The sequence below is a fragment of the Micromonospora sp. WMMD967 genome (assembly GCF_029626165.1).
Classification (GTDB): Bacteria; Actinomycetota; Actinomycetes; order Mycobacteriales; family Micromonosporaceae; genus Micromonospora; species Micromonospora taraxaci.
Genome location: NZ_JARUBK010000001.1, coordinates 6,263,781 through 6,286,525 on the forward strand (window position 1 = coordinate 6,263,781; position 22,745 = coordinate 6,286,525).

The window sequence follows — 22,745 nt, forward strand, 5'->3', positions numbered from 1 at the left end:
GTGGAGCCAGTCCGCAGACGGCTCCCCAGGATGACGACCGAGCGCCGGCCGACCGCGCACTCTCCCTCCGGACGACATTCCGGAGGGAGAACGTGATGCGACGACGAGGTGCCGGTCGGGTGGCGGTGGCCGCGCTGCTCGGCGTGAATCTGGTGCTGCCGACCCGACCCGAGCCGGTCGTGGCGGCGGGGTTCGTCGAGGCGTACCCCGTCACTGCGGCGGCGATGCGCGCGGCCGGCCCCCCGTACGCGCAGTGGGCTGCCGACGGACGCCGGTTCCTGACGTTCGACCCGCGGGGCGACGGGCGCGCGGTCGAGGTGTTCGGTGACCTGGCCGACGCGGACCGGATCGCGGTGCTGGTGCCGGGGGTGGGGAGCACACTGGCCGACTTCGACAGGGGGTTGGGCGGGGTGGCTCGCCGCGCGCCGGCGGTGCAGGCCGGGCAGCTCTACCGGGAGCTGCGGGCGACTGAGCCGGCGGCGCGGGTGGCGGTGCTGGCCTGGCTGGGTTACGACCCGCCGGACGGGGTGCTGACCGCCGCCGGTGGCGGCAGCGCCCGGCGCGGCGCGGCCGGTTTGGTCGTGCTGCTGCGGGAACTGGCCGCTCGACGTCCGGTGGCGACGATCACGCTGGTCGGGCACAGCTACGGGGCGCTGGTGGTGTCGCTGGCGGCGGTCGACGCCCCCGCCCAGGTCACCGATGTGGTCACTCTCGGCGGTGTCGGCGCCGGAGTGCAGCGCGCGGACGATCTGCCCGGCCGGCGGCGCTTCTGGGCGGCGGAGGCGCCGAGCGACTGGATCCGCCGGGTGCCGTCGGTACGACTGCTCGGCCTGGGTTTCGGCCGCCGTCCGGGCGACGAGGCGTTCGGCGCGCGCCCTCTCCCGGTGGGCGGGGTGGCCGGGCACGACGGTTACCTCGCGCCCGGCAGCGCCACGCTGGTCGCGGCGGCGACGGTGGTGCTCGGCGGCTCCGACGCGGGGGTGCTGGGCGGCTCCGACGCGGGGGTGCTCAGCGGCTCCGACGCGATGCCGCTCGGCACCGTCGCCGGCCTGAGCGGGGACGCACGGTGAGCCGGGACCGTGCCGTCGACGCGTTGCGGGCGTACGCGATCGGCGGGGTGGTGCTGGGGCACTGGCTGGTGACCGGACTGGTGCTGACCGGTGACGGTGGGCTGCACCAGGCCAGCCCACTGACCGCCCTGCCCGGTCTGTCGCCGCTGACCTGGGTGTTGCAGACGCTCGGGCTGTTCTTCTTCACCGCCGGTTTCGGGTCGACCCGGTCGTTGGCGCGCCATCGGGGACGGGCGGGCGGTTGGCTGGCCCGTCGGCTGCGCCGGCTGCTGCTGCCGACGGTGGCGTTGCTCGGGGTGGGCGCGGCGGTGCTGCTCGCCGCCACCGTCGCCGGGACCTCGGACGACACGCTCTCCGTCGCGCTCCGGCTCGCTGTCAGTCCACTGTGGTTCCTGGTGCCACTGGTGTTCCTGGTGGCGGTGACCAGCCCACTGCGCACCGCCGTACGGCGCTGGGGGGCGGCACGGATCGTCGCACCGGCGGTGGCGGTGGTCGCGGCGGTCGACCTGGCCGTGCGTCTGCTACCGGCCGGCACCGACCTGCCACCGGTCACCGTGCTGGCGGCCTGGTCGGTGCCGTACCTGCTGGGGGTGGCGCACGCCGACGGGCGGTTGGGCGGCCGGTGGGTGGCGGGCGCGCTGGCGGCGGGCGGGGCCGCCGCGCTCGGGGCGTTGCTGGGGCTGGGTTATCCGGTGAGCGCGGTGGGGGTGCCCGGGGCCGGGGTGTCCAACCTGAACCCGCCGTCGCTGCTGGCGGTGGCGCTGGCGGTCACCCAGGTGGGGTTGGGTCTGCTGGCTCGGCCGACGCTGGAGCGGCTGCTGACCCGGCCACTGCCGGGCCGAGCGGTGTCCGAGGTGAACCGGCACGCGGTCCGGATCTACCTGTGGCATCAGCCGGTCCTGGTGACGGTGACCGCGCTCACCGCGCGCGGCGGGCTGACCCTGCCGGGGCTGCACACCGCGCCGGACAGCACGGGCTGGGTGCTGGCTCGTTTCGGCTGGCTTCCGCTGCTGGCCGCGGTGCTGGTCACCGTCGTGCGGACGGGACGACCACGGGCACCGCGACGGCCGGGCGGTGGAGGGGTTGCCGGCCGGTCGGCCGAGTACGCTCCGACGGCGTCGCCGGTGTACGATCATCGACGTTCCGGCCCGCCCGACTTGCAGGAGGTGATCGCTGTGCGAGATAGCGATCCTCCCAGTCGTGGCCGGGCCGATGGTCAGTCCCGCTGAGCCACGACTCAGTCTGGTGAGCTGACCCCGCTTCGCTCCCGACCACCTCGGCCCAGGCCGAGGTGTGTGCCGCGCCGCCCGACTCCGGGCGGTCGGCGGGAGCCGCCCGGTCACGACTTCGTGTGCGCGTCCCCACCCCCTGCGGTCCGCCCCCGCATCGCGGACCGTCCAGCCGCCACCCGGAGCCGTCCATGAGCCGCTACGTCGCCCCGCTGGGCTTCACCCTCGCCGCCGTCTGGGTGGCCGTCGTCTTCGTCCTGGCCGGCGGCGGTCACTGACCGGCTGGGCACTCGTTCCGGTCGTCCGCTGCGGGCGGCCGGCGGCGCTGCCCGCCGCCGGCCCACCGATCCCCGCCGCCGGCCCACCGCTGCCCGCCGCTCAGAGCATCCGGGACGACCAGAGCAGGCTGAGCGCACCGGCGCAGAGCGCCAGCAGCAGCGCGATCCCCGCGTACCACTGGGTCACCTCGCGCGGCTCCGTGCGGAACCCGATCGAGCTGCCCATGTCCTGGTAGACCTGCTTCAGCTCACTCACCGACGCCGCCTCGTAGAAGTAGCCCTCGGTGGTCTCGGCGAGGTCGGCGAGCGCCAACCGGTCCACCGGGACCCGCTGCAACTGCCCGCCGATGTCGACCTGACCGGTGTCGGTGCCGAACGCGATGGTGGAGACCGGGACGTTGGCCGCCTGCGCGGCCGCCGCCGCCTCCTCCACCGCCCGCCCGGAGGTGCGGAAACCGTCGGAGAGCAGCACGATCCGGGCCGGCGGGATGCCCGCCGCGCCGTCGGCCGGCACCGACCGGATCGCCTCCAGGCAGGTGAACACCGCCTCGCCGGTCGCTGTCGCCTCGGCCAGCACCAGCCCGTCGATGGCACTGGTCACCGCGTCCCGGTCCTTGCCCGGCGGCACCAGCACGTTGGCCGCCTTGGCGAACGACACCAGCCCCAGGTTGTAACTCTCCGGCAGCTCACCGACGAACTGCTTGGCCGCCTCCTGGGCCGCCTCCAACCGGTTCGGCGCCACGTCGTCGGCCTGCATCGACAACGACACGTCGATTGCGAGCATCACGGTGGCCCGCTCCAGCGGCTCCTTGGTGTCCACCGCCGGCCGGGCCAACGCGGTGGCCAGCACCAGCAGGCAGAGCAGGAACGCGGTCGCCGGGACGTGCCGACGCCAACCCAGCCCCTTCGGCGCCACCGTCCGCAGCAGGTCCACGTTGGTGAACCGCATCGCGTACGCCCGGCGGTGCAGCTGCCGCCAGATGTAGAACGCGGCGAGTGCGAGCACCGGCAGCACGGCCAGCAGCCACCACGGTTGCATGAAACGGATCATCGTGTCGTCCCCCTGGTGCGGGCGTGCCGCTGCGCGGCCACGAATCGCACCATGTCCAGCAGCCAGTCTCGGTCGGTACGCAGGCGCAGGTGGGCCGCGCCGGCGCCGCGCAGGGCGGCGGCGATCGTGGCGCGTTGGGCGGCGGCGGCGTCGGCGTAGCGCTGCCGCAGCCGAGGGTCGGCGGTCTGCACCTCGTGCAGCTCGCCGCTCTCCGGGTCGACCACCGGCAGCACGCCCACGTCGGGCAGCTCCAGCTCGCGCGGGTCGACCACCTCGATCGCCAGCACGTCGTGGCGCACCCGCAGTTTGCGCAACGGCCGGGCCCACTGCTCGGGCGGCGCCAGGAAGTCCGAAACCACCACTACCACCCCTCGGCGTCGAGGCGGGCGGTTGAGCATCTCGATCAGGGCACCCAGGTCACCACGGCCGGGTTGGATAGTGGTGCCGGCGACGGTACGCAGCAGACCCTGCGCCTCCTTGCGACCCGAGCGGGCCGGCAGACGGGTGAGCACTCCGGGCCCCGCCGGCGGCGGTGCGCTCCGCCAGCGTCGGGCCGGCACGGGAGCGCCGCCACCGGTGCCGATCACGGCGCCGATCCGGTTGCCCCCGCGTACGGTCAGGTGGGTGATGGCAGCCGCCGCGGCGACCACCACCTCGCGTTTGAGCCACTGCCCGGTGCCGAAGTCCAGGCTGGCGGAGAGGTCCAGCGCCAGCCAGGTCTCCAACTCCCGGTCGGCCACCGTGCGCCGCACGTGCGCAGTGGTGGTCCGGGCGGTGACCGGCCAGTCCATCCGGCGCACGTCGTCGCCGGGGCGGTATTCCCGGGACTCCCCCGCCTCACTGCCCGGCCCGGGGAGCAGACCGGCGTAGTCGCCCTGGAGCAGACCGTCGAGCTTGCGGGTGACCAGCAGTTGAAGCCGGGACAGCACGGCCTCACTCCGGTCGGCGAGGGGGGCGGGACGAGGGGTGGGTGAGGTCACGGGCGCTGCCCGGGCCAGCCAGCGCCCGGCGGGGGCACGCTCGACGACGGGGTGGCCTGCTGCCGGGGTGCGACAGCCGGCAGGGGGATCGTCGACATGACCCGGTGCACGATGTGGTCGGCGGGCACGTCGTCGGCGAGCGCGTCGTAGCTGAGCACCAACCGGTGCCGCAGGATGTCCGGCGCGATGTCCTGCACGTCCTGCGGCAACGCGTAGTCGCGCCCTCGCAGCAGCGCCAACGCGCGGGTGGCCCGGACCAGGCCCAGGGAGGCGCGCGGGCTGGCACCGTACTGGATCAGTTGCGCGACGTCGGGCATGCCGTGTTCGGCCGGGGCTCGGGTGGCCAACACCAACCGCACCGCGTAGTCGACCAGGGCGTTGTGCACGAAGACCTGGTCGGCCTTGCGTTGCAGGGCGATCAGGTCCGGGGTGTCGAACACCGCTGTCGGCTCCGGCGGGGCCACGCCCATCCGGTAGACGATCTCCCGTTCCTCCGCGTCGGTCGGGTAACCCACCACGATCTTCATGAGGAACCGGTCGCGCTGCGCCTCCGGCAGCGGGTAGACGCCCTCCTGCTCGATCGGGTTCTGGGTGGCCATGACCAGGAACGGGTCGGGCACCCGGTGGCTCTCCCCACCGATGGACACCTGCCGCTCGCTCATCACCTCCAGCAGCGCGGACTGCACCTTCGCCGGGGCCCGGTTGATCTCGTCGGCGAGCAGGAAGTTGACGAAGACCGGCCCCAGCTCGACGTCGAACTTCTCGCTCGACTGACGGTAGATGCGGGTGCCCATGATGTCGGCCGGCACCAGGTCCGGAGTGAACTGCACCCGGGCGAAAGACCCGCCGACGACCTTGGCGAGGGTCTCCACGGCCAGGGTCTTGGCGACCCCGGGCACCCCTTCGAGCAGGCAGTGACCACGGGCGAGCAGCGCGACGAACATCCGCTCGACCATCCGGTCCTGCCCGACGATCACGCGTTTGATCTCGAACAGCGCTTTCTCCAGCAGGGTGGCGTCCTGCGCGGGTGTGGTCACCGGCGCGGGCGTCTGTGGTGCCGCCCCGTTCGGCGTCGGGGCGTCGGGCATGGTCGGCTGGGCCACCGGTCCTCCACAGCATCATTCGGTCGTCGCGGCTGGTGCGGTATCAAGACTCGCATGCCTTGCTGAGTGTCGAGGTGGGGAGAAGCCGATTTTCGCCGCGCCGTCCCCGTGGCCGAACCGCGCAACGCGGGTGTGCACGGATCGGCCCGCCGCGTGTACGATTCATCCCGTCGCCGGGCGGCTCCCCCCGTGGTCGCCCGGCGCTCAAACTTCCCGTCCCGCCGCCCTAGACTGGCCGGGATGAGCATCTCCCCCGCCGACGAGGCCCTGGTCTGCTCGGCACGGGGCTGCCGGGCCGCCGCGGTCTGGGCCCTGAAGTGGAACAATCCCCGACTGCACGACGCCGACCGGCGCAAGACCTGGCTGGCCTGCGCGGAGCACCGGGGCAGCCTCGGTGACTTCCTGGACGCTCGGGGCTTCCTGCGTGCCGTCACTCCGGTGCCCGGATCGCCTACGCTCGACACGTGAGCGGCGACCCACCGGCTTCCCCCGGCCCCACCTCCCCGTCCTGGCCGCCCACCACGGCCTCCGCACCACCCGGTGTCGAACCACCGCCCGGTGCGTTCCCGGCACCTGGCACGCTCGGCCCGGAGCCCGTCGCGCCCGACGCCTCGTCGCCCGCACCGCTGCCGCCCGGCGCGCTGCCGCCGCCTGGTCACCGCCCGGCGCCCGACGCCGACCAGCGCGCCTCCGACCTGCCCCCACCCGGCCTCCTGCCGGCCGGCCCTCTGCCGTCGTCGGGGCGTGGGCCGCTGGATCCCTGGCCGAGCACCGTCAACTGGCAGCCGATCTCCACCGACCTGATCTGGGTGGAGCTGATCCGGCTGGCGGTCGTGGTCGCCATCGGGCTGGCCGGGACGGCGGTGGGCTGGGCCCTCAGCGGCCACTGGTTGTTCGGGCTCGCCGTCGCCGTCGTCGCGCTGCTGGGCGGGTGGCGAGCCATCGCGATCGTCCGCGCGGTGCGCGCCTGGGGGTACGCCGAGCGGGAGAACGACCTGCTCGTCCGCCACGGGCTCCTGGTTCGGCGGCTCTCCATCGTTCCGTATTCGCGAATGCAGTTCGTCGACGTCAGCGCCGGGCCGTTGGAGCGCGCCTTCGACCTGGCCACCGTGCAGTTGCACACGGCTGCGGCGGCGAGCGACGCCCGGGTGCCCGGGCTGCGGCCGGCGGAGGCGTCCCGGCTACGCGACCGGCTCACCGCGCTCGGCGAAGACCGGGCGGAGGGCCTGTGAGCGCGAGGAGTGAGCCGGGCTTGCGAGCCCCGCAGTCGCGAACGAACGGTCAACCTGTGAGCGCGAGGAGTGAGCCGGGCTTGCGAGGGCCGGGCCGATGAGCGACGGGCCCGCCGAGCCGAGCACCGTGCCACCTAGCAGCCCGTCGCCGCACGAGCCGATGCCACCGGACGCGTCGGCCCCGTGGCCGGCGCCGGCGGGCGGTGGCGACGGCGAGCCCCGGCAGCGGCTGCATCCGCTCAGTCCGGTCCTGCACGGCGCCAAGTCGCTGGTCGTGGTGATCGCCGGGTTGTCGTGGTCGACGCTGTCCCGGGTGGGCTTCGGCTGGTTCGCCGCCATGGTGGCGGTGCTGGCGCTCGGCGCGACAGTGTTGTCGGTGGTGAGCTGGTACAACACCGGCTACCACGTGGTGGGCCGCGAACTCCGGGTGTACGAGGGGCTGCTCTGGCGTCGCACCCGGGCCATCCCGTTGGAGCGTCTGCAGGCCGTCGAGGTGGTCCGGCCACTGCTCGCCCAGCTCACCGGCCTGGCCGAACTGCGGCTGGAGGTGGTCGGTGGCGGCAAGACGGAGGCGCCCCTGGCGTACCTCGGGGTGGCCGACGCGGCCCGGCTGCGCGACCGGCTGCTGGCGCTGGCCGGGCGGGTGGCGCAGGCACCGGCACCGGAGCAGGAGCAGGAGCAGGCGACGTCCGCGGTGGTACCGGGAGCGCCGGCGCCGACGGTCGCCACGCCGGGCCGGCCACTGCACGCGGTACGCAACCAGAGCCTGCTGATCAGTCAACTGCTCACGCCGCAGGCGTTCCTGCTCCCGTTCGGTGTGGCGTTCGTCGTGATCCAGTTCCTCACCGCGGGGTCGTGGTCGTTCGTCGCGGTGGCGAGCACGCTGACCGCGATGGCCGGTGTGCTGCTGCAACCGGTGCGGCGGGTGCTCGACGACTGGAACTTCCGGCTGGCCCGCGACGGCGGCACGTTGCGGGTGCACAACGGCCTGTTGGAGACCCGCTCGCAGACCGTACCGCTGGCCCGGGTGCAGACCGTGCGGGCCACGTGGCCGCTGCTGTGGCGGGTCAACGGTTGGCTGCGGCTGCGGCTGGAGGTGGCCGGGTTCTCCGTCGCGGAGGCCGACGACCGTAACCGCCCCGACCGGCTGCTGCCGGTCGGTGACCTGCCGACCGCGACGATGATCGTCGCGGAGGTGCTTCCGGGGGTACGCCTCGACGCCCTGACGCTGAGCCCTCCGCCGGCCCGGACCCGGTGGCTGCACCCGGTGGGCCGTCGCGCCCTCGGTGCGGGGCTGTTCGAGGAGGTGTTCGCCACCCGCTCCGGGCGGCTCACCCGCCAGTTGGTGATCGTGCCGTACGCCCGTATTCAGAGCGTGCGGGTGGTGCAGGGGCCGATCCAGCGCCTCTTCGGGCTGGCTTCCGTGCACGCGGACACGGCGGGCGGTTCCGGTGCCACCGCCCAGGACCGCGACCTTGCCGAAGCCCGGGACCTGGCCGCCGACCTGACCCAGCGAGCCCACCAAGCCCGCCACCGCCCCTAACCCGCCCCGCTCCCGCCCGCTCCCGCGTTGATCAAGAGGTTTGCGTCAGGAATCGGGGGCGCGGTGACGCAAACGTCTTGATCAACACGGGTGGCGCACCGGGGTGGGCGGGCGGTGGGGGTTAGTGGTCGGCGGGGACCTGGGGGTCTTTGTTGGGGGTGGTTGGTGTGCGGGGGGACGGGGGTTCGTTGGGTGGTGGCTCGGGGTCGGCCGTCCGCTCGGGGGGCGGTGGCGTTCCGGCCTTCGGGTGGCGGGTGCGCCAGGCGGCCCAGCCGCGCTCGGCCAGGCCGACCACCAGGAAGGTCAACCCCACGTACGCCCAGCCGACCAGCACGTCGATCACGTAGTGCTCACCCGAGTAGACCAGGGTGAAGGTCATCGCCAGCGGGTACGCGAGCAGCAGCGGCCACCAGCGGCGGCGGGTGCCGGCGAGGAAGAACAGCACCACGAACAGCGCCCACGCGGTGTGCAGGGAGGGCATCGCGGCGACCGGGTTGGAGGCGATCTGACCGGCGTTGAGGACGTTGCCGGCACCGTGCATGCCGAACGCCTTCCAGCCTCGGGTGGAGATCCGGGCGACCTCGGTGAGCAGCCCGTTCTGCGCGGCCCACCAGGGCGGCGCGGCCGGGTAGAGGAAGTAGGTGACCAGGCCGGCGGCGCAGAGGAAGCCCCAGCGCCGCATGTAGGCGGCCCAGCGGTGCCGGTCACGCAGCCAGAGCACGGCGGCGGCGGCGAGCGCCACCACGAAGTGGGAGAAGTACACCCAGCTCGCCGCGACGTCCCACCAGTGCACCTGCGGGTGGTAGAGGTGCTGCTGCAACCAGACGGTCGGCACCTCCCCGCCGGTGGCCCAGCCGAACATGAACCGGTCGGCGACGATCAACTCCATCGCGTGCGGGGTGGCCCCGTTGTCGGCGAACCCCCGCGAGAGGTTGTAGACGACGAACAGCAGCACCACCGGCACCCAGTCCCGGGCGAAGCGCAAATGACTGCGCCAGGGCCGCTCACTGTTCCAGGCGATGGTCGCCAGCCAGATCCACACGAAGGCGTACGCCGGGTCGGTGGGCAGCCCGATGGCCAGCCACGCGGCGACGAAGGCGACCGCCCAGACGGTCATCGCGATGACGCGCCGACGACCGCCGTCCGGGGACGCGGGCGGGTCGGTCCGGGCGGGGGGCTGGGGGTCAGTCACGACGGCCATCGCCGTCAAGGTTAACGACGGGTACGGCATCGACCGACGGGGACCACCCGGCGGGGCCGCGCACAGGTGGGAGACGGTGGGTGTCGGGATCACCGGGCGCGTGCTCGACGGGCTCGGTGAGCACCTAGGCTGACGACCATGCAGGAGCAGCCCGAGCCGGCCTTCGCGCCGGGTCTGACCGCCCAGGTCGAGTTGACAGTCACCGACGCGGACACCGCCCAGGCGGTGGGTTCGGGGGACGTACCGGTGCTGGGTACTCCCCGGGTCCTCGCGCTCGCCGAGGCGGCGACCGTCGCGGCGACGGCGACTGGGATGCCGCCCGGGTCGACGACGGTGGGCACCCGGGTCGAGTTGGAGCACCTGGCACCGACAGCGGTCGGCCGGACGGTCCGGGCGCAGGCCCTGCTGGCGACGGTCGACGGTCGCCGGCTGTCGTTCGAGGTCACGGTCAGCGACGGGGACCAGACGGTGGCCCGGGGCCGGGTCGACCGGATCATGGTGGATCGGCACCGTTTCGTCGAACGCGCCGGGCGGGTGTCGTGACCTCCGGTTTCGTCGAGGTCGCCGACCGGGTGCACGTGAGACGCGAGCCGATGCTGCGGGTCAACGTCACACTGGTCGTGGGCGACGACGAGGCCCTGCTGGTGGACACTCTCTCGTCGGCCGCGCAGGCCACCGACCTGGCCGCCGCCGTCCGGGCGGTCACCGACCGGCCGTTGACGCTCGTCAACACCCACCACCACTACGACCACTGCTTCGGCAACGCCGTCCTGGCCGGCGAGCCACCCCGCCCGGTGTACGCGCACGAGCTGGCCGTCGCGGCCCTGCGCGACGAGCCGGAGCGGCTGCGCCGGGAGGCGTACGAGGAGGTGCGGACGGAGCACCCGACGCTCGCCGCCGAGCTGGCCGACACCGCGCTGCTCGCCCCGACGCACGCCGTGCAGACCGAGACGACGCTCGACCTGGGCGGCCGGCGGGTGCTGCTGCGGCACCCGGGCCGGGGGCACACCGAGGCCGACCTGGTGGTGCACGTGCCGGACGCCGACGTGCTGGTGGCCGGTGACCTCGTGGAGCAGAGCGGCCCGCCCGCCTTCGAGGACTCGTACCCCCTGCGGTGGCCGGACGCGGTCGCGGACCTGTTGCGGCTGACCACCGCGCGCACGGTGGTGGTGCCGGGTCACGGCGACCCGGTGGACGTCGACTTCGTCCGCGCCCAGCACGCCGAGCTGGCCAGGTTGGCCTGGCTGATCCGGGCCGCGCACACCGGCAGCGCGCCGCCGGAGCGGGTGGCCGCCGAGGCGCCCTTCGGTGCGCGCGCCGCCCTGATCGCTGCCCGGCGCGGCTACCTGGAACTCGACGGCGAGGGCTAGGCCGGGAAGCGGCGCTCCACGTCGGCGCGCGTGGGCATGGCGGTGGCGCCACCCGGTGACTCACAGACCAGGCCGGCGACCCGCAGCGCGAACCCGACCCGCTCGACCCACCCGTCCGGGGTGACCGGCTCCCCGCCGACGAGCAGGTCGGCGATCAGCGCGGCCATCACCGAGTCACCGGCGCCGGTGGCGTCGATCGCGTCGACCTTCGGGGCCGGCACCCGGACCGGGTCGGCGTCGGCGGCGGCCAGCACCGCACCGGCGGCGCCGAGCGTCACCACCACCGTGGAGGCACCAAGCTCGCGCAGGTACGCCGCGACCCCCTCGACCGGTTCACCCGGGTAGAGCAGTCTGGCGTCGGCGGCGCTCAGCTTGACCAGGTGCGCGCCGGCGGCGAACTCGGCCACCACCTCGCGCAGCCCTTCCAGCGCGGTCGGCCCGTCCAACAACCGAGGACGCACGTTCGGGTCGAAGACCCGCAGACCGGTGGCGAGCGACCAGGCGCGTCGGGCGGCGGCGAGCCCACCAGGTTGCAGGAGCACGATCGAGCCGCAGTAGAGCACGTCCGCGCCCTCCATGAGCGCGAGATCCAGGTCGTCGGGGCCGAGCAGCCCGTAGGAGGCCGGCTCGCCGTAGAAACGGAAGTCCGGTTCCGGTCCGGCGTACGTGACCACCGCGAGCGTGGTCGGCGCCGGCACCGTGACCGCACCGGCCACCCCGACGTCGACAGCGCTCAGGAAGGCGCGGATCCGACCACCCAGCACATCGTCGCCGAGCGATCCGACGAACTGCGCCGCGCCGCCGAGGCGCGCCACACCGACGGCCACGTTGAGCGGCCCACCGCCGATCGCCTGCCGGTAGACCCGCTCACCGTCGCGCTCAGCGTCGAGCAGGTCGACCAGCGCCTCGCCGAGCACCACCGCGTATCCCATGCCGGTCCTCTCGTCCTCGCCACCCGCCACCGACCCGCGTACGCCGAACCGATCGCCGTGGCACCAGGCTGGCACAGCCGGCCGTCCGGCGAGCACCGAAGCCGCCGTAACCGCTACCCCGGCTGGTGGATCGGCCCGTCGAGCGCGGTGAGGGGGCGGCCGGTGCCGCCCCAGCGGGCCGCGACGATCTGCGCGGCCACACTCACCGCGGTCTCCTCAGGGGTACGCCCACCGAGGTCCAGCCCGATCGGGGAGGCGAGCCGGGCCAGTTGCGCCGCGCTGACCCCCGCCTCGCGCAGCAGCTTGAGCCGTTCGTCGTGGGTGCGTCGCGAGCCCATCGCGCCGACGTACGCCAGCGGGTGGCGCAGCGCCACCTCCAGCAACGGCACGTCGAACCTCGGGTCGTGGGTGAGGACGCACACCACCGTCCGCTCGTCGACCCGACCGGCGTCCACCTCCGTCCGCAGGTAGCGGTGCGGCCACTGCACCACCACCTCGTCCGCCTCGGGGAAACGTCGCGCGGTGGTGAAGACCGGCCGGGCGTCGCAGACGGTGACCCGGTAGCCGAGGAACGCGCCGATCCGGGCCACGGCGGCGGCGAAGTCGATGGCCCCGAAGACGATCATCCGGGGCGGTGTGGCGTACGCCGTCACGAAGAGGCTGACGCCGCTGCCGCGGCGCTGCCCGTGGTACCCGTACCGGAGCATTCCACTGTGTCCGGCGGCGAGCAGCCCGAGGGCGTCGGCGCTGGCGGCGGCGTCGAGTCGGTCGTCGCCGAGGGAGCCGGTCGGCTGCCGGCCGGTCAGCACGAGCCGGCGACCCAGCCGCCCGGCCGGGTCGGCCGGCACCGCTCCCGGCGGGTCACCGGCGTCCGCCGCCACGCAGGTGACCACCGCCGCCGGTCGGCCGTCTCGGCGGGCGGCGGCGATCGCGTCCAGCCCGGCCAGGGCGTCGGCGTCGACGCGCTCCACGAACACGTCGAGGACACCGCCACAGGTCAGGCCCACGGCGTACGCGTCGTCGTCGCTGATTCCGTACCTGGTCAGCTCGGGTGTGCCGGTGTCCAGCACGCGGCGGGCCCGTTCGTAGAGGTCCGCCTCGACGCAGCCGCCGGAGACACTGCCGGTGACAGTGCCGTCGGCAGCGACGAGCATGGTCGCGCCGGGCGGCTGCGGCGCGGAGCGCCAGGTGGCCACGACGGTGGCGAGGGCGACCGGCTCGCCAGCGCGGCAACGGCGGTGTGCCTCGTCGAACACGTCCGGCACCGCCCGCCACCTCTCACTTTGCCTCGCTCTAGGCAGGATAGGGCGTTCACCGGCGGCCGACGGGGCAATTGACGCATCGAGGATCGGCTATTGCGTTGGAGCCGCGCGGCATGGTGGGATGACGCGTACCGGGCGGTGCGAGGGCTGCCGTGCCGCCGGTTGCCGGGTTCGTTCGACGCGAGGGCACCGGTCCAGGGCTGGACCGACGATGGCGCGTGTCCACCGGCTGATTCTCCGCCGGGCACGTCGCCGTGATCGTCGCACCGCTCACCGAGGCGGGCGACCATGCCACATCCCACCCGATGTCAGCGGGGCGGCGCGGGCGGCGCGCCTCGCGAGTCAGGAGAACCTGTGAACCGTTCCCGTACGGCCGCGTTGCTCATCGCGTCCGTGACACTCGCACTGGGCGGCGTCGCCCTGGCGTCCAATCCGCAGCCCGCCGAGGCGCACGGTGCGGCGATGACGCCCGGCAGCCGCACCTACCTGTGCTGGCAGGACGGCCTCAGCCAGACCGGTGAGATCCGGCCGACCAACCCCGCGTGCTCCGCCGCCGTCGCGACGAGTGGCGCGAACTCGCTCTACAACTGGTTCAGCGTGCTCCGCTCCGACGCCGGGGGCCGGACCACCGGCTTCATCCCGGACGGCCAGCTGTGCAGTGGTGGTGCCACCGGCTTCCGCGGGTACGACCTGCCGCGTACCGACTGGCCGCTGACCCACCTGACCGCCGGCGCGCGGCTGGACTTCAAGTACAGCAACTGGGCACACCACCCGGGCACGTTCTACTTCTACATCACCAAGAACAGCTGGAGCCCGACCCGGGCGCTGGCCTGGAGTGACCTGGAGGAGCAGCCGTTCCTGACGGTGACCAACCCGCCGCAGCGCGGCGCCGTCGGCACCAACGACGGTCACTACTACTTCAGTGGCAACCTGCCGTCGGGCAAGAGCGGCCAGCACATCATCTACTCGCGCTGGGTGCGGTCGGACTCGCAGGAGAACTTCTTCGGCTGCTCCGACGTGGTCTTCGACGGTGGCAACGGACAGGTGACCGGCATCCGGGGCGGCACGACGTCGCCGACCCCGACCACGCCGACGCCCGGGCCGACCGACCCGCCGCCGACGACCACCCCGCCGCCGGCCGGTGGCGCCTGCACGGCCAGCTACAAGGTGACCAGTTCCTGGCAGGGTGGCTTCCAGGGCGAGGTCACGATCACGAACAACAGCAGTTCGGCGTTGTCCGGCTGGACCGCCAGCTGGACCTGGCCCAACGGGCAGTCGATCAGCCAGATCTGGGGTGCCACCCAGACGTCGTCCGGATCGTCGGTGACAGCGACGAACGTCAACTACAACGGCACTGTCGCACCGTCGGGGACCGCGACGTTCGGCTTCCTGGGCAGCTCCACAGGAACCAACGGCGTCCCCGCGGTGACCTGCGCCGCCCGCTGAGCCCTTTGCCGTAAATAGTTGATCAAGAGGTTTGCGTCATCCGGAGCCATTCCGGTGACGCAAACCTCTTGATCGACGGGGTGGAACGTGGGTCAGCGGACCATGGAACCCACGACCGGCTTCGTCAGCAGGGCCGACTGGTTGCGCTGGATGCCCGGGTCGAGCGTCTTCGACACGAAGATCGCGTGCCAGATGCAGAAGATCAACACCGTCCACACCTTGCGGGAGTGGTCGGCCTCCTCCCGCTTGTGCTCGTCGAGCAGCCGCAGCGCGTACGACAGGTCGAGCAGGTCACCCGCACCCGAGGTGCTCAGCACGTGCCGGGCCCACTCGTACATCTCGCCGCGCAGCCAGACCCGGGTGGGGGTCGGGAAGCCCAGCTTCTTGCGGTTGACGATGGCCGGCGGCACGACACCCTGCAACGCCTGACGCATCGCGTACTTGGTGGCGTCGGACCGCGGCGGCAGCTTCAGGTCCACCGGGATCTTCGCCGCGACGTCGAACACCTCACGGTCGAGGAACGGCACCCGCACCTCCAGCGAGTGCGACATCGAGATCCGGTCCGCCTTGACCAGGATGTCGCCGCGCAGCCAGGTGTAGAGGTCGACGTACTGCATCTTGGTGACGTCGTCCAGCTCGGTGCACTCGGCGTAGATCGGGGCGGTGACGTCCGTGTAGCGCACCGAGGGGTCGTAGCGCCGCATCAGGTGCTGCTTCTCCTCCTCGGTGAACATCCGCGCGTTGCCGTAGTAGCGCTCCTCGATCGGAGTCGTGCCGCGCTCCAGGAAGCTCTTGCCCTTGACCCCCTGCGGGATCGCCTTGGAGACCGCGCGCAGGCCCTTCTGCACCCCACCGGGCAGACCGTTGACGGTGCCCAACGACAGCGGCTCCCGGTAGATCGTGTAGCCGCCGAAGAACTCGTCCGCACCCTCGCCGGACAGCACCACAGTGACGTGCTCGGCGGCCTTCTTCGCCACGAAGTACAGCGGCACCAGCGCGGGGTCGGCCACCGGGTCGTCCAGGTGCCAGACGATCTTCGGCAGCGCGTCGATCATGTCCTGCGGACCGATCTTGGTGGGGATCGTGGTGACGTCCAGGTGCCGCGCCGACTCCTGGGCGACGTCGATCTCCGAGTAGCCCGGCACGTCGTAGCCGACGGTGAAGGTGAGGATGTTCGGGTTGAACTCGCGGGCCAGCGCGACCACCGCCGTGGAGTCGATGCCGCTGGACAGGAACGAGCCGACCGGCACGTCGGAGCGCATGTGCATGCGCACGCTCTCCCGCAGCGTCTCCCGGATCTCGTGGTACAGCTTCTGCTCGTCGTCGACCGGCGCGGGCCGGAACACCGGCCGGTACCACCGGCGTACGTCGATCCGCCCGCCCGGGGTCCAGTTCAGGTACTCCCCCGACCCGATCCGGCTGATGCCCTTGTGCAGCGTGCCCGGCTCGGGGACGTACTGCAGGGTCAGGTAGTGGCTCAGGTTTGCCGTGTCGACACCGGCGTCGCCCTGGTAGTTGCTGTGCGCGAACGGCAGCAACGCCTTCTTCTCCGACGCCAGGTAGAGACCGTCGGCGGTCTCCAGGTAGTGCATCGGCTTGATGCCGAAGTAGTCGCGGGCACCGAAGGCGCGCCGCTCCTGCCGGTCCCAGATGACGAAGGCGAACATGCCCCGCAGCCGGGTGAGCACCTGCTCGCCCCAGAAGTGGTAGCCCGCCACGATCACCTCACCGTCGCCGGCGGTGGCGAACTGCGCGCCGAAGTTCCTGATCAACTCCTCGCGCAACTCGATGTAGTTGTAGATCTCACCGTTGAAGGTGAGCAGGTAACGACCGTTCGCGTAGGGCAGCGGCTCGTGGCTCGACGCGACGTCGATGATGGCCAGCCGCTTGTGGGCGAACACGCCGTCCGCGTACCGGCCGGAAGCGTCGCCGACCACCTCGACCCCGGTCTCGTCGGGGCCGCGGTGGTGCAGGCATTCCAACGCTCCGGCGATGTGGTCGCGATGCGCCGCGGCGTTGCCGTTCGCGCTGAAGAAGGCCAGAAGTCCGCACATGGTGGCCATCTTTCCACGCGCGCTGTCGGCCCTTGCAGCCGTCCGTCGATCCACCCGACTCCCGGCGGGCGTCACCGCGAACCGGACGCGCGGTACCGTCGGGACCAGCAACGAAGCGGAGGGAGCGGCGCAATGACCGAGGGACGCACCGACGGTACGCCGACGGACGGTACGGAATCGCACGATCCGGACTTCCCGGAGGCCTTCCTGTCCTTCATGCGGCAGGGCTGGCGCGACACCGCGCTCCCCGTGACGCCCCGCCCGGAGACCCCCAACTACGCCAAGCGGCGGGCGGCCCTCTCGGCTGCCTTCCCCGGCGAGACGCTGGTGATCCCCACCGGCACCGAGAAGGTCCGGGCCAACGACACCGACTACCCGTTCCGGCCCGGCAGCGACTTCGCCTACCTGACGGGCGACCACGACGCGGACAGCGTGCTCGTGCTGCGCCCGAACGGCTCAGGGCACGACGCGATGCTGTACATGCGGCCCCGGTCCTCCCGGGAGACCGACGAGTTCTTCCGCAGCCGCAACGGCGAGCTGTGGGTGGGCCGGCGGCACACGCTCACCGAGAAGTCGACCGAGCTGGGCCTGCCCACCGCCGACCTGACCGGCCTGGAGGCGACGCTCGCCGACCTGGCACCGGGGCGTACCCGGGTGCTGCGCGGTTTCGACGCCCAGGTGGACGCGGCCGTGCGCCCCTACGACGGCGTCCGCGCCGACGGGCAGCCCGCCCGCGACCGGGAGCTGGCGATCGCCATCTCGGAGATGAAGCTGGTCAAGGACGAGTGGGAGATCGGCCAGCTCCAGGACGCGATCGACGCCACCGTCCGCGGCTTCGAGGACGTGGCCCGGATCCTCCCGGCGGACCGCGCCGTCTCCGAGCGGCTCCTGGAAGGTGTCTTCGCGCTGCGGGCCCGTCACGACGGCAACGACGTCGGGTACAGCTCGATCGTCGGCGCCGGCGAACACGCCACGATCCTGCACTGGGTGCACAACCACGGCGCCACCCGACCGGGTGACCTGCTGCTGATGGACATGGGCGTCGAGGGCCGCAACCTCTACACCGCCGACGTCACCCGGGTGCTCCCGGTGAACGGTCGGTTCACCGCCCTGCAACGCCAGGTCTACGACATCGTGTACGCCTCGCAGCAGGCCGGCATCGAGGCCATCCGCCCCGGTGTGAAGTTCAAGGACGTCCACCTGACCTGCATGCGGGTCCTCGCCGAAGGCCTGTCCGACCTGGGCCTGCTGCCGGTGAGCGTCGACGAGGCGATGGACGAGAAGTCGACGGTCTACCGGCGGTGGACGCTGCACGGCTTCGGTCACATGCTCGGCATCGACGTGCACGACTGCTCGAACGCCCGCAAGGAGACGTACCGCGACGGCGCTCTGGGCGAGGGCTATGTGCTCACCGTCGAGCCCGGGTTGTACTTCCAGCCCGAGGACGAGCTGGTCCCCGCCGAGCTGCGCGGCGTCGGCATCCGGATCGAGGACGACGTGCTGGTCACCGCGACCGGTGCGACGAACCTGTCGGCCGGGTTGCCGCGCACCTCCGACGAGGTGGAGACCTGGCTGGCCGAGCAGCGCGAGGCCGGCCCCCGCCTGCCCGGCTGACCGCGCCACCAGCACCTCACCCCGGGCCGCGACGACTGACCGTCGCGGCCCGACCCGTCTCCAGCCCCGCCGCACCCCGCCGTCATCGCCGTGCCAGGCCCGGCGCGTGATCCACTCCATATCGCCGAAGTGGCGGTATCCGGCTGCGGGGACAGCGCGATATCGGCGATATGGAGTGGATCACGCCGCAGCCCGTGGGTCAGGCTGCGCTTTCCGTCGGCGTTTGCGCTGCTCACGCCCCCTTTCCACCACCCCGAACCGGTTGCCCGACGTCAACCGACCTGAGCCGAATGCGGGGTTATCTCGGATACGTCCGCATCGCGAAGATGGTTCTCATACGGTGGGGATCAGAGGCTACAACCCATTTGTAGCTGGTCGTGGCGCCCCAGGCGGTGCGACCCCGTCTGGTAGCAGGAAAGGGCGGAAGGCTCTGATGTCCAACGACGTAACGAGTACCGACGGCGGGGCCTCGACAGCTCCGCCGACACGACGAAGGCGGGCGCTGTGGGTCGCGGGCGTAGCCGGGCTGACCGGTGTGGTCGGTCTGGCGGCCCTCGGCGGCGTGGCCGCCCGCGACGACAAGCCCAAATCCGACCAGGTCTCGGACGCTCAGCCGTCGACCAACCGGCAGAACGTCAGTGACGCCGGAGGCGCGGACGAGGGCAGCTCGAAGAGCGCCGGTCGGGACGACGAGTGGAGCGGCGACGACTGGAGCGGCTTCGACGACCGGTCCGGCGGGAACGACAAGCGCGACGAGAAGGACCGCACCAGGCAGGTGCCGTGCGACAGCGACAAGTTGATCCAGGCCATCACATTCGCGAACAACGACGACGGCGGCGTGCTGGAGTTGGCGAAGGGTTGCACCTACACCCTGACCCGCAACCAGGACGGCAATGGCCTGCCGGTGATCACCCAGCCCATCACTCTCAAGGGCGAGCACACCACCATCGGGCGTGAGGCCACCGCCGACTACTTCCGCATTCTCAATGTCGGCGCTGGCGGTCACCTCACCCTCAAGGGATTGAGCATCAGGGGTGGGCAGACCCTCCAGGCCGTGGTCACCGCCGACCCGACGACGGTCTGGGCGCCGTACTCCGCCCTGATCCGGTCGTCGGCGGCCGCCGGCGGGGCAGCCAAGCCAGCGGCAGCCGCGGCGGCCAAGCCGGCAGCCAAGCCGGCAGCAGCCGCGGCGGCCAAGCCGGCAGCCAAGCCAGCGGCAGCCGCGGCGGCCAAGCCGGCAGCAGCAGCCAAGGCAGCCCCGGCGGCCAAGCCGGCAGCAGCAGCCAAGGCGGCCCCAGCAGCCAAGCCGGCGGCAGAGACCAAGGCGGCAGCCAAACCGGTCAAGCCGCAAGCGACGCCAGCGGCAGCAACCAAGGCGGCAACGGCAGCCAAGGCAGCGACCAAGGCGGCCAAGCCGGCACCGGCGACCAAGGCCGAGGCGGCAGCCGCCAGGACCGCAGCGGCGACCACGGCAGCTCCGGTAGCCGCACCGGCGGTGACGCCGTTGGTCGAGGAGCCCGGGTTCACCGACGGCGCCGGGGTGCTGGTGCAGCCCGGTGGTCGCGCGGAGATCCTGGACAGCGAGTTGCTCTACAACCAGTCCGGTGGCAACGGCGGCGGGCTGGCCAACTTCGGCAGCACCAGGCTCAGCAAGACGACGGTGGCCCACAACACCGCGTTCTTCTTCGGCGGTGGCATCTTCAACGCCGGCGTGCTCCAGGTGGACGAGTCGAAGGTGAAGGACAACACCGGCATCGTCGGCGGCGGTGGCATCTCCAACGGCGCTGCCCGGATCTTCACCGACGATGTCGACGGCGGCTCGGTCTGGGTCTACAAGAGCGAGGTCACCGACAACGAGACGCTCGGCTTCGGCGGCGGCGTCCTGGATGTCGAGGGCACGACGACCCTGCACGAGACGAAGGTCAGTGACAACACGGCGGTGCTGGCCGGTGGCGGCGTCGCGGTGGCCGACAGCCAGCTCACGCTCAAGCACGCGACGGTGGTCAAGAACAGCACCGCCGGCGTGGGTGGCGGTGTGGCGGTTGCCTTCGACAGTGTCGCGACGATCGAGGACACCGCCATCAAGGACAACACCGCAGGGTTCTTCGGCGCCGGCCTCTACAACGAGGACAGCGTCACGACGCTGCGCGACAGCGACGTGACCGGCAACCGGGCCATCGGCCCGCTGGCCAGCGGCGGCGGTATCTACAACACGGATGGCGGGGAGATCACGCTCCGTCGGACGAAGGTGACGCACAACTTCGCCACCCTTCCGCCCGGCGGGATCTCCAACGGCCTCGGCAGCTTCGTCCGGCTGGACGACGAGTCCGCGGTGTCCGCCAACCGCCCCACCAACTGCCTGAACGTGCCCGGCTGCTTCTGACCCGGGACGGATGGCTGATCCACATAGAGGGCGCGCCCCTCCGAGCCGGTCTTCGGCACGGAGGGGCGTACCCATTTGGGCAGCTCAGTGACCCCCCGGGGGGCGCGTCCCCAACCGGGGTCTCCCGGCCGGTCCGGGCCGGACATGAACCTAATGTGGGGTTCTCTCGGATAAGCCCGCGAGGCGAGGATCCTTCTCATACGGTGGTTTTGGGAGCTACAACCGATTTGTAGCAGGGGACGCCCGTCTGACGGCGGCGACCCTGTCTGGTACGAGGAGAGGGCAGAGAGCTCCGATGTCCAACTACCTAACGAACAACGAAGCCTCCGGGCGGGCGACGGCCAAGCGCCGCCGCAAGCTCTGGCTCGCCAGTGGCGTGGCCGGTTTGACGGGCGTGATCAGTCTCGCGGCGGTGGGCGTCGCGGGCAGCGCCGGAGCGGTCGGCCTGAACTGGAACACCGCGCAGGTCAGCAAGGACGGTGACCAGCGGGGTGACGAGTCGCGCGACTGGGACAAGAACAAGGACCGCGACAAGGACAAGGACCGGGACAAGGACCACGAGCGCGGGAAGGAGGTGCCCTGCGACACCGACAAGCTGATCCAGGCGATCATTTTCGCCAACAGCAAGCACGGCGGTGTGCTGGAACTGGCCAAGGGCTGCACCTACAACCTGACCCGCAACGACTACCAGGGCAACGGCCTGCCGGTGATCACCGAGCGGATCACGCTCAAGGGCGAGCACACCACGATCGCCCGGGACGCCACGGCGGACTACTTCCGGATCCTCAACGTCGGCAGTGGTGGGCACCTCACCATCAAGGGCCTGACCATCAAGGGCGGCCAGACCCTCGAGCTGTTCAACAGTGTTCAGCCGGCCGAGGTCTGGGCGTCGTACTCGGATTCCGAGGCGATCGCAGCCCAGGTGAAGGCGGGCACGCCGCTGAACGAAGCGCTCACCGCCCGGCAGGCCAACCCGAAGGCCGGCCTCAAGGCCGCGCCGAAGGTCACGGCCAAGGCCGCGCCGGCTGCCAAGGGTGGCGTCGTCACGCCGCTCGTCGAGCAGCCGGAGGCGACTGACGGTGCCGGCATCCTGGTCCAGCCGGGTGGCACCGCCGAGATCCTGGAGTCCGAGGTCGTCCTGAACCAGTCGGGCGGCAACGGTGGTGGTGTGGCCAACTTCGGCACCACGAAGATCTGGCACAGCACCGTGACCCGTAACACCGCCTTCTTCTTCGGCGGTGGTGTCTTCAACGCCGGCCTGCTCAAGGTCGAGGAGTCGAAGATCACCGACAACACGGCCATCATCGGTGGTGGCGGTATCTCCAACGGCGCCGCGGAGATCTTCACCGACGACGTCGACGGCGGAACCGTCGAGCTCAAGAAGGCCGAGATCACCGACAACGAGACGCTGGGCTTCGGCGGTGGCTACCTCGACATCGAGGGCAACACCACGGCGTACGAGACCAAGTTCGCCTCGAACACCGCGGTCCTCGCCGGTGGTGGTATCGCCGCTGCGGACAGCCAGCTGAACCTGCACCACGTCACCGTGGAGAAGAACAGCACCGCCGGTGTCGGTGGCGGTGTGGCCATCGCCTTCGACAGCGTGGCCACGTTCGAGAAGAGCAGCATCAAGGACAACACCGCCGGCTTCTTCGGCGGCGGGCTCTTCAACGCCTTCAGCGTCACCACGCTGCGGGACAGCGAGGTCGTCGGCAACCGGGCCATCGGCCCGATCGGGGTCGGCGGCGGCATCTTCAACATCTTCGGCGAGGTCAACCTGTCGAAGACGAAGGTCGCCCACAACTTCTCCACCTTCGCTCCGGGCGGTGTGTTCAGCTTTTTCGGGGAGGTGAGCGTGGACGACAAGTCCGCGATCACCGCGAACCGCCCGACGAACTGCCTGGCCATCCCGGGCGGAACCATCGAGAACTGCTTCGCCTGATCACCCTCGGGTGACAACAGCACACAGACCGGCCCCCTTCCGCAGCAGCGGAAGG

The 22,745-nt window shown here is 71.9% G+C and carries 19 protein-coding genes; 12 read left to right on the forward strand and 7 right to left on the reverse strand.

The features are described 5' to 3' along the window. Positions 1–95: 95 nt before the first annotated feature. From O7631_RS28100 to O7631_RS28110, 3 genes are all read left to right on the forward strand, one after another. Positions 96–1,070, forward strand: a complete 975-nt coding sequence (locus O7631_RS28100; protein WP_278147039.1) for an alpha/beta hydrolase — start codon at positions 96–98, stop codon at positions 1,068–1,070. Further along, a complete protein-coding gene (locus O7631_RS28105) occupies positions 1,067–2,299 on the forward strand; it encodes an acyltransferase (RefSeq protein ID WP_278147040.1) in 1,233 nt (410 codons plus the stop codon). The genes O7631_RS28100 and O7631_RS28105 overlap by 4 nt, the downstream gene beginning before the upstream one ends. A gap of 122 nt (positions 2,300–2,421) precedes the next feature. Then, positions 2,422–2,577, forward strand: coding sequence for a hypothetical protein (locus O7631_RS28110; protein ID WP_167524799.1), 156 nt, complete (start codon positions 2,422–2,424; stop codon positions 2,575–2,577). Between the two features lie 100 nt (positions 2,578–2,677). On the opposite strand, the gene O7631_RS28115 is transcribed toward O7631_RS28110, so the two are convergent. From O7631_RS28115 to O7631_RS28125, 3 genes are read right to left on the reverse strand one after another with little or no spacing between them, the layout of a single operon-like run. Next, entirely contained in the window at positions 2,678–3,628 is a 951-nt protein-coding gene (locus tag O7631_RS28115; protein ID WP_269683263.1) for a VWA domain-containing protein, read from the reverse strand. Next, a complete protein-coding gene (locus tag O7631_RS28120) occupies positions 3,625–4,626 on the reverse strand; it encodes a DUF58 domain-containing protein (protein ID WP_278148045.1) in 1,002 nt (333 codons plus the stop codon). Before O7631_RS28120 ends, O7631_RS28115 begins: the two co-directional genes overlap by 4 nt. Beyond that, positions 4,605–5,711 (reverse strand): MoxR family ATPase, encoded by a 1,107-nt coding sequence (locus O7631_RS28125; protein ID WP_269683262.1) that lies wholly within the window; start codon positions 5,709–5,711, stop codon positions 4,605–4,607. Before O7631_RS28125 ends, O7631_RS28120 begins: the two co-directional genes overlap by 22 nt. A gap of 240 nt (positions 5,712–5,951) precedes the next feature. On the opposite strand from O7631_RS28125, the gene O7631_RS28130 reads away from it, so the two are divergent. The 3 genes from O7631_RS28130 to O7631_RS28140 all read left to right on the forward strand — a co-directional run bounded on the left by O7631_RS28130 (position 5,952) and on the right by O7631_RS28140 (position 8,486). After that, on the forward strand, positions 5,952–6,179 hold the full coding sequence (locus O7631_RS28130; protein WP_278147041.1) for a hypothetical protein: 228 nt from the start codon (positions 5,952–5,954) through the stop codon (positions 6,177–6,179). A gap of 227 nt (positions 6,180–6,406) precedes the next feature. Further along, positions 6,407–6,943: a PH domain-containing protein gene (locus tag O7631_RS28135; protein ID WP_269683830.1), complete on the forward strand. Its 537-nt coding sequence runs from the start codon at positions 6,407–6,409 to the stop codon at positions 6,941–6,943. 160 nt (positions 6,944–7,103) lie between these two features. Then, complete coding sequence (locus O7631_RS28140; protein ID WP_278148046.1) at positions 7,104–8,486, forward strand: PH domain-containing protein; 1,383 nt, start codon at positions 7,104–7,106, stop codon at positions 8,484–8,486. 121 nt (positions 8,487–8,607) lie between these two features. Here O7631_RS28140 and O7631_RS28145 read toward each other — a convergent pair whose 3' ends face one another. Next, positions 8,608–9,687: a phosphatase PAP2 family protein gene (locus O7631_RS28145; RefSeq protein WP_278147042.1), complete on the reverse strand. Its 1,080-nt coding sequence runs from the start codon at positions 9,685–9,687 to the stop codon at positions 8,608–8,610. A gap of 138 nt (positions 9,688–9,825) precedes the next feature. Between O7631_RS28145 and O7631_RS28150 the strand changes: the two genes are divergently transcribed. Continuing rightward, positions 9,826–10,230: a hotdog domain-containing protein gene (locus O7631_RS28150; protein WP_278147043.1), complete on the forward strand. Its 405-nt coding sequence runs from the start codon at positions 9,826–9,828 to the stop codon at positions 10,228–10,230. After that, a complete protein-coding gene (locus O7631_RS28155; RefSeq protein WP_278147044.1) occupies positions 10,227–11,057 on the forward strand; it encodes an MBL fold metallo-hydrolase in 831 nt (276 codons plus the stop codon). Before O7631_RS28150 ends, O7631_RS28155 begins: the two co-directional genes overlap by 4 nt. Here the strand turns inward: O7631_RS28155 and O7631_RS28160 are convergent. Both O7631_RS28160 and O7631_RS28165 read right to left on the reverse strand, forming a co-directional pair. Next, positions 11,054–11,989, reverse strand: coding sequence for a carbohydrate kinase (locus O7631_RS28160; protein WP_278147045.1), 936 nt, complete (start codon positions 11,987–11,989; stop codon positions 11,054–11,056). The genes O7631_RS28155 and O7631_RS28160 overlap by 4 nt on opposite strands. Before the next feature lie 113 nt (positions 11,990–12,102). After that, entirely contained in the window at positions 12,103–13,254 is a 1,152-nt protein-coding gene (locus O7631_RS28165; RefSeq protein ID WP_278147046.1) for an XdhC family protein, read from the reverse strand. Between the two features lie 351 nt (positions 13,255–13,605). Between O7631_RS28165 and O7631_RS28170 the strand changes: the two genes are divergently transcribed. Further along, entirely contained in the window at positions 13,606–14,697 is a 1,092-nt protein-coding gene (locus O7631_RS28170; protein WP_278147047.1) for a lytic polysaccharide monooxygenase, read from the forward strand. A gap of 92 nt (positions 14,698–14,789) precedes the next feature. Here the strand turns inward: O7631_RS28170 and asnB are convergent, their stop codons facing one another. Continuing rightward, a complete protein-coding gene (gene asnB, locus O7631_RS28175; protein ID WP_145779905.1) occupies positions 14,790–16,751 on the reverse strand; it encodes an asparagine synthase (glutamine-hydrolyzing) in 1,962 nt (653 codons plus the stop codon). A gap of 132 nt (positions 16,752–16,883) precedes the next feature. Between asnB and O7631_RS28180 the strand changes: the two genes are divergently transcribed. From O7631_RS28180 to O7631_RS28190, 3 genes are all read left to right on the forward strand, one after another. Next, complete coding sequence (locus O7631_RS28180) at positions 16,884–18,365, forward strand: aminopeptidase P family protein (RefSeq protein ID WP_278147048.1); 1,482 nt, start codon at positions 16,884–16,886, stop codon at positions 18,363–18,365. A gap of 433 nt (positions 18,366–18,798) precedes the next feature. Next, on the forward strand, positions 18,799–20,748 hold the full coding sequence (locus O7631_RS28185) for a hypothetical protein (protein ID WP_278147049.1): 1,950 nt from the start codon (positions 18,799–18,801) through the stop codon (positions 20,746–20,748). Between the two features lie 295 nt (positions 20,749–21,043). Next, positions 21,044–22,690, forward strand: coding sequence for a hypothetical protein (locus O7631_RS28190; protein WP_278147051.1), 1,647 nt, complete (start codon positions 21,044–21,046; stop codon positions 22,688–22,690). Positions 22,691–22,745: the final 55 nt, after the last annotated feature.

Coding starts and splice junctions, on each gene's coding strand:
- O7631_RS28100 (WP_278147039.1), top strand. CDS start 96: ATGCGACGACGAGGTGCCGGTCGGGTGGCGGTGGCCGCGCTGCTCGGC.
- asnB (WP_145779905.1), bottom strand. CDS start 16,751: ATGTGCGGACTTCTGGCCTTCTTCAGCGCGAACGGCAACGCCGCGGCG.
- O7631_RS28180 (WP_278147048.1), top strand. CDS start 16,884: ATGACCGAGGGACGCACCGACGGTACGCCGACGGACGGTACGGAATCG.
- O7631_RS28140 (WP_278148046.1), top strand. CDS start 7,104: ATGCCACCGGACGCGTCGGCCCCGTGGCCGGCGCCGGCGGGCGGTGGC.
- O7631_RS28115 (WP_269683263.1), bottom strand. CDS start 3,628: ATGATCCGTTTCATGCAACCGTGGTGGCTGCTGGCCGTGCTGCCGGTG.
- O7631_RS28130 (WP_278147041.1), top strand. CDS start 5,952: ATGAGCATCTCCCCCGCCGACGAGGCCCTGGTCTGCTCGGCACGGGGC.
- O7631_RS28185 (WP_278147049.1), top strand. CDS start 18,799: ATGTCCAACGACGTAACGAGTACCGACGGCGGGGCCTCGACAGCTCCG.
- O7631_RS28190 (WP_278147051.1), top strand. CDS start 21,044: ATGTCCAACTACCTAACGAACAACGAAGCCTCCGGGCGGGCGACGGCC.
- O7631_RS28150 (WP_278147043.1), top strand. CDS start 9,826: ATGCAGGAGCAGCCCGAGCCGGCCTTCGCGCCGGGTCTGACCGCCCAG.
- O7631_RS28160 (WP_278147045.1), bottom strand. CDS start 11,989: ATGGGATACGCGGTGGTGCTCGGCGAGGCGCTGGTCGACCTGCTCGAC.
- O7631_RS28145 (WP_278147042.1), bottom strand. CDS start 9,687: ATGGCCGTCGTGACTGACCCCCAGCCCCCCGCCCGGACCGACCCGCCC.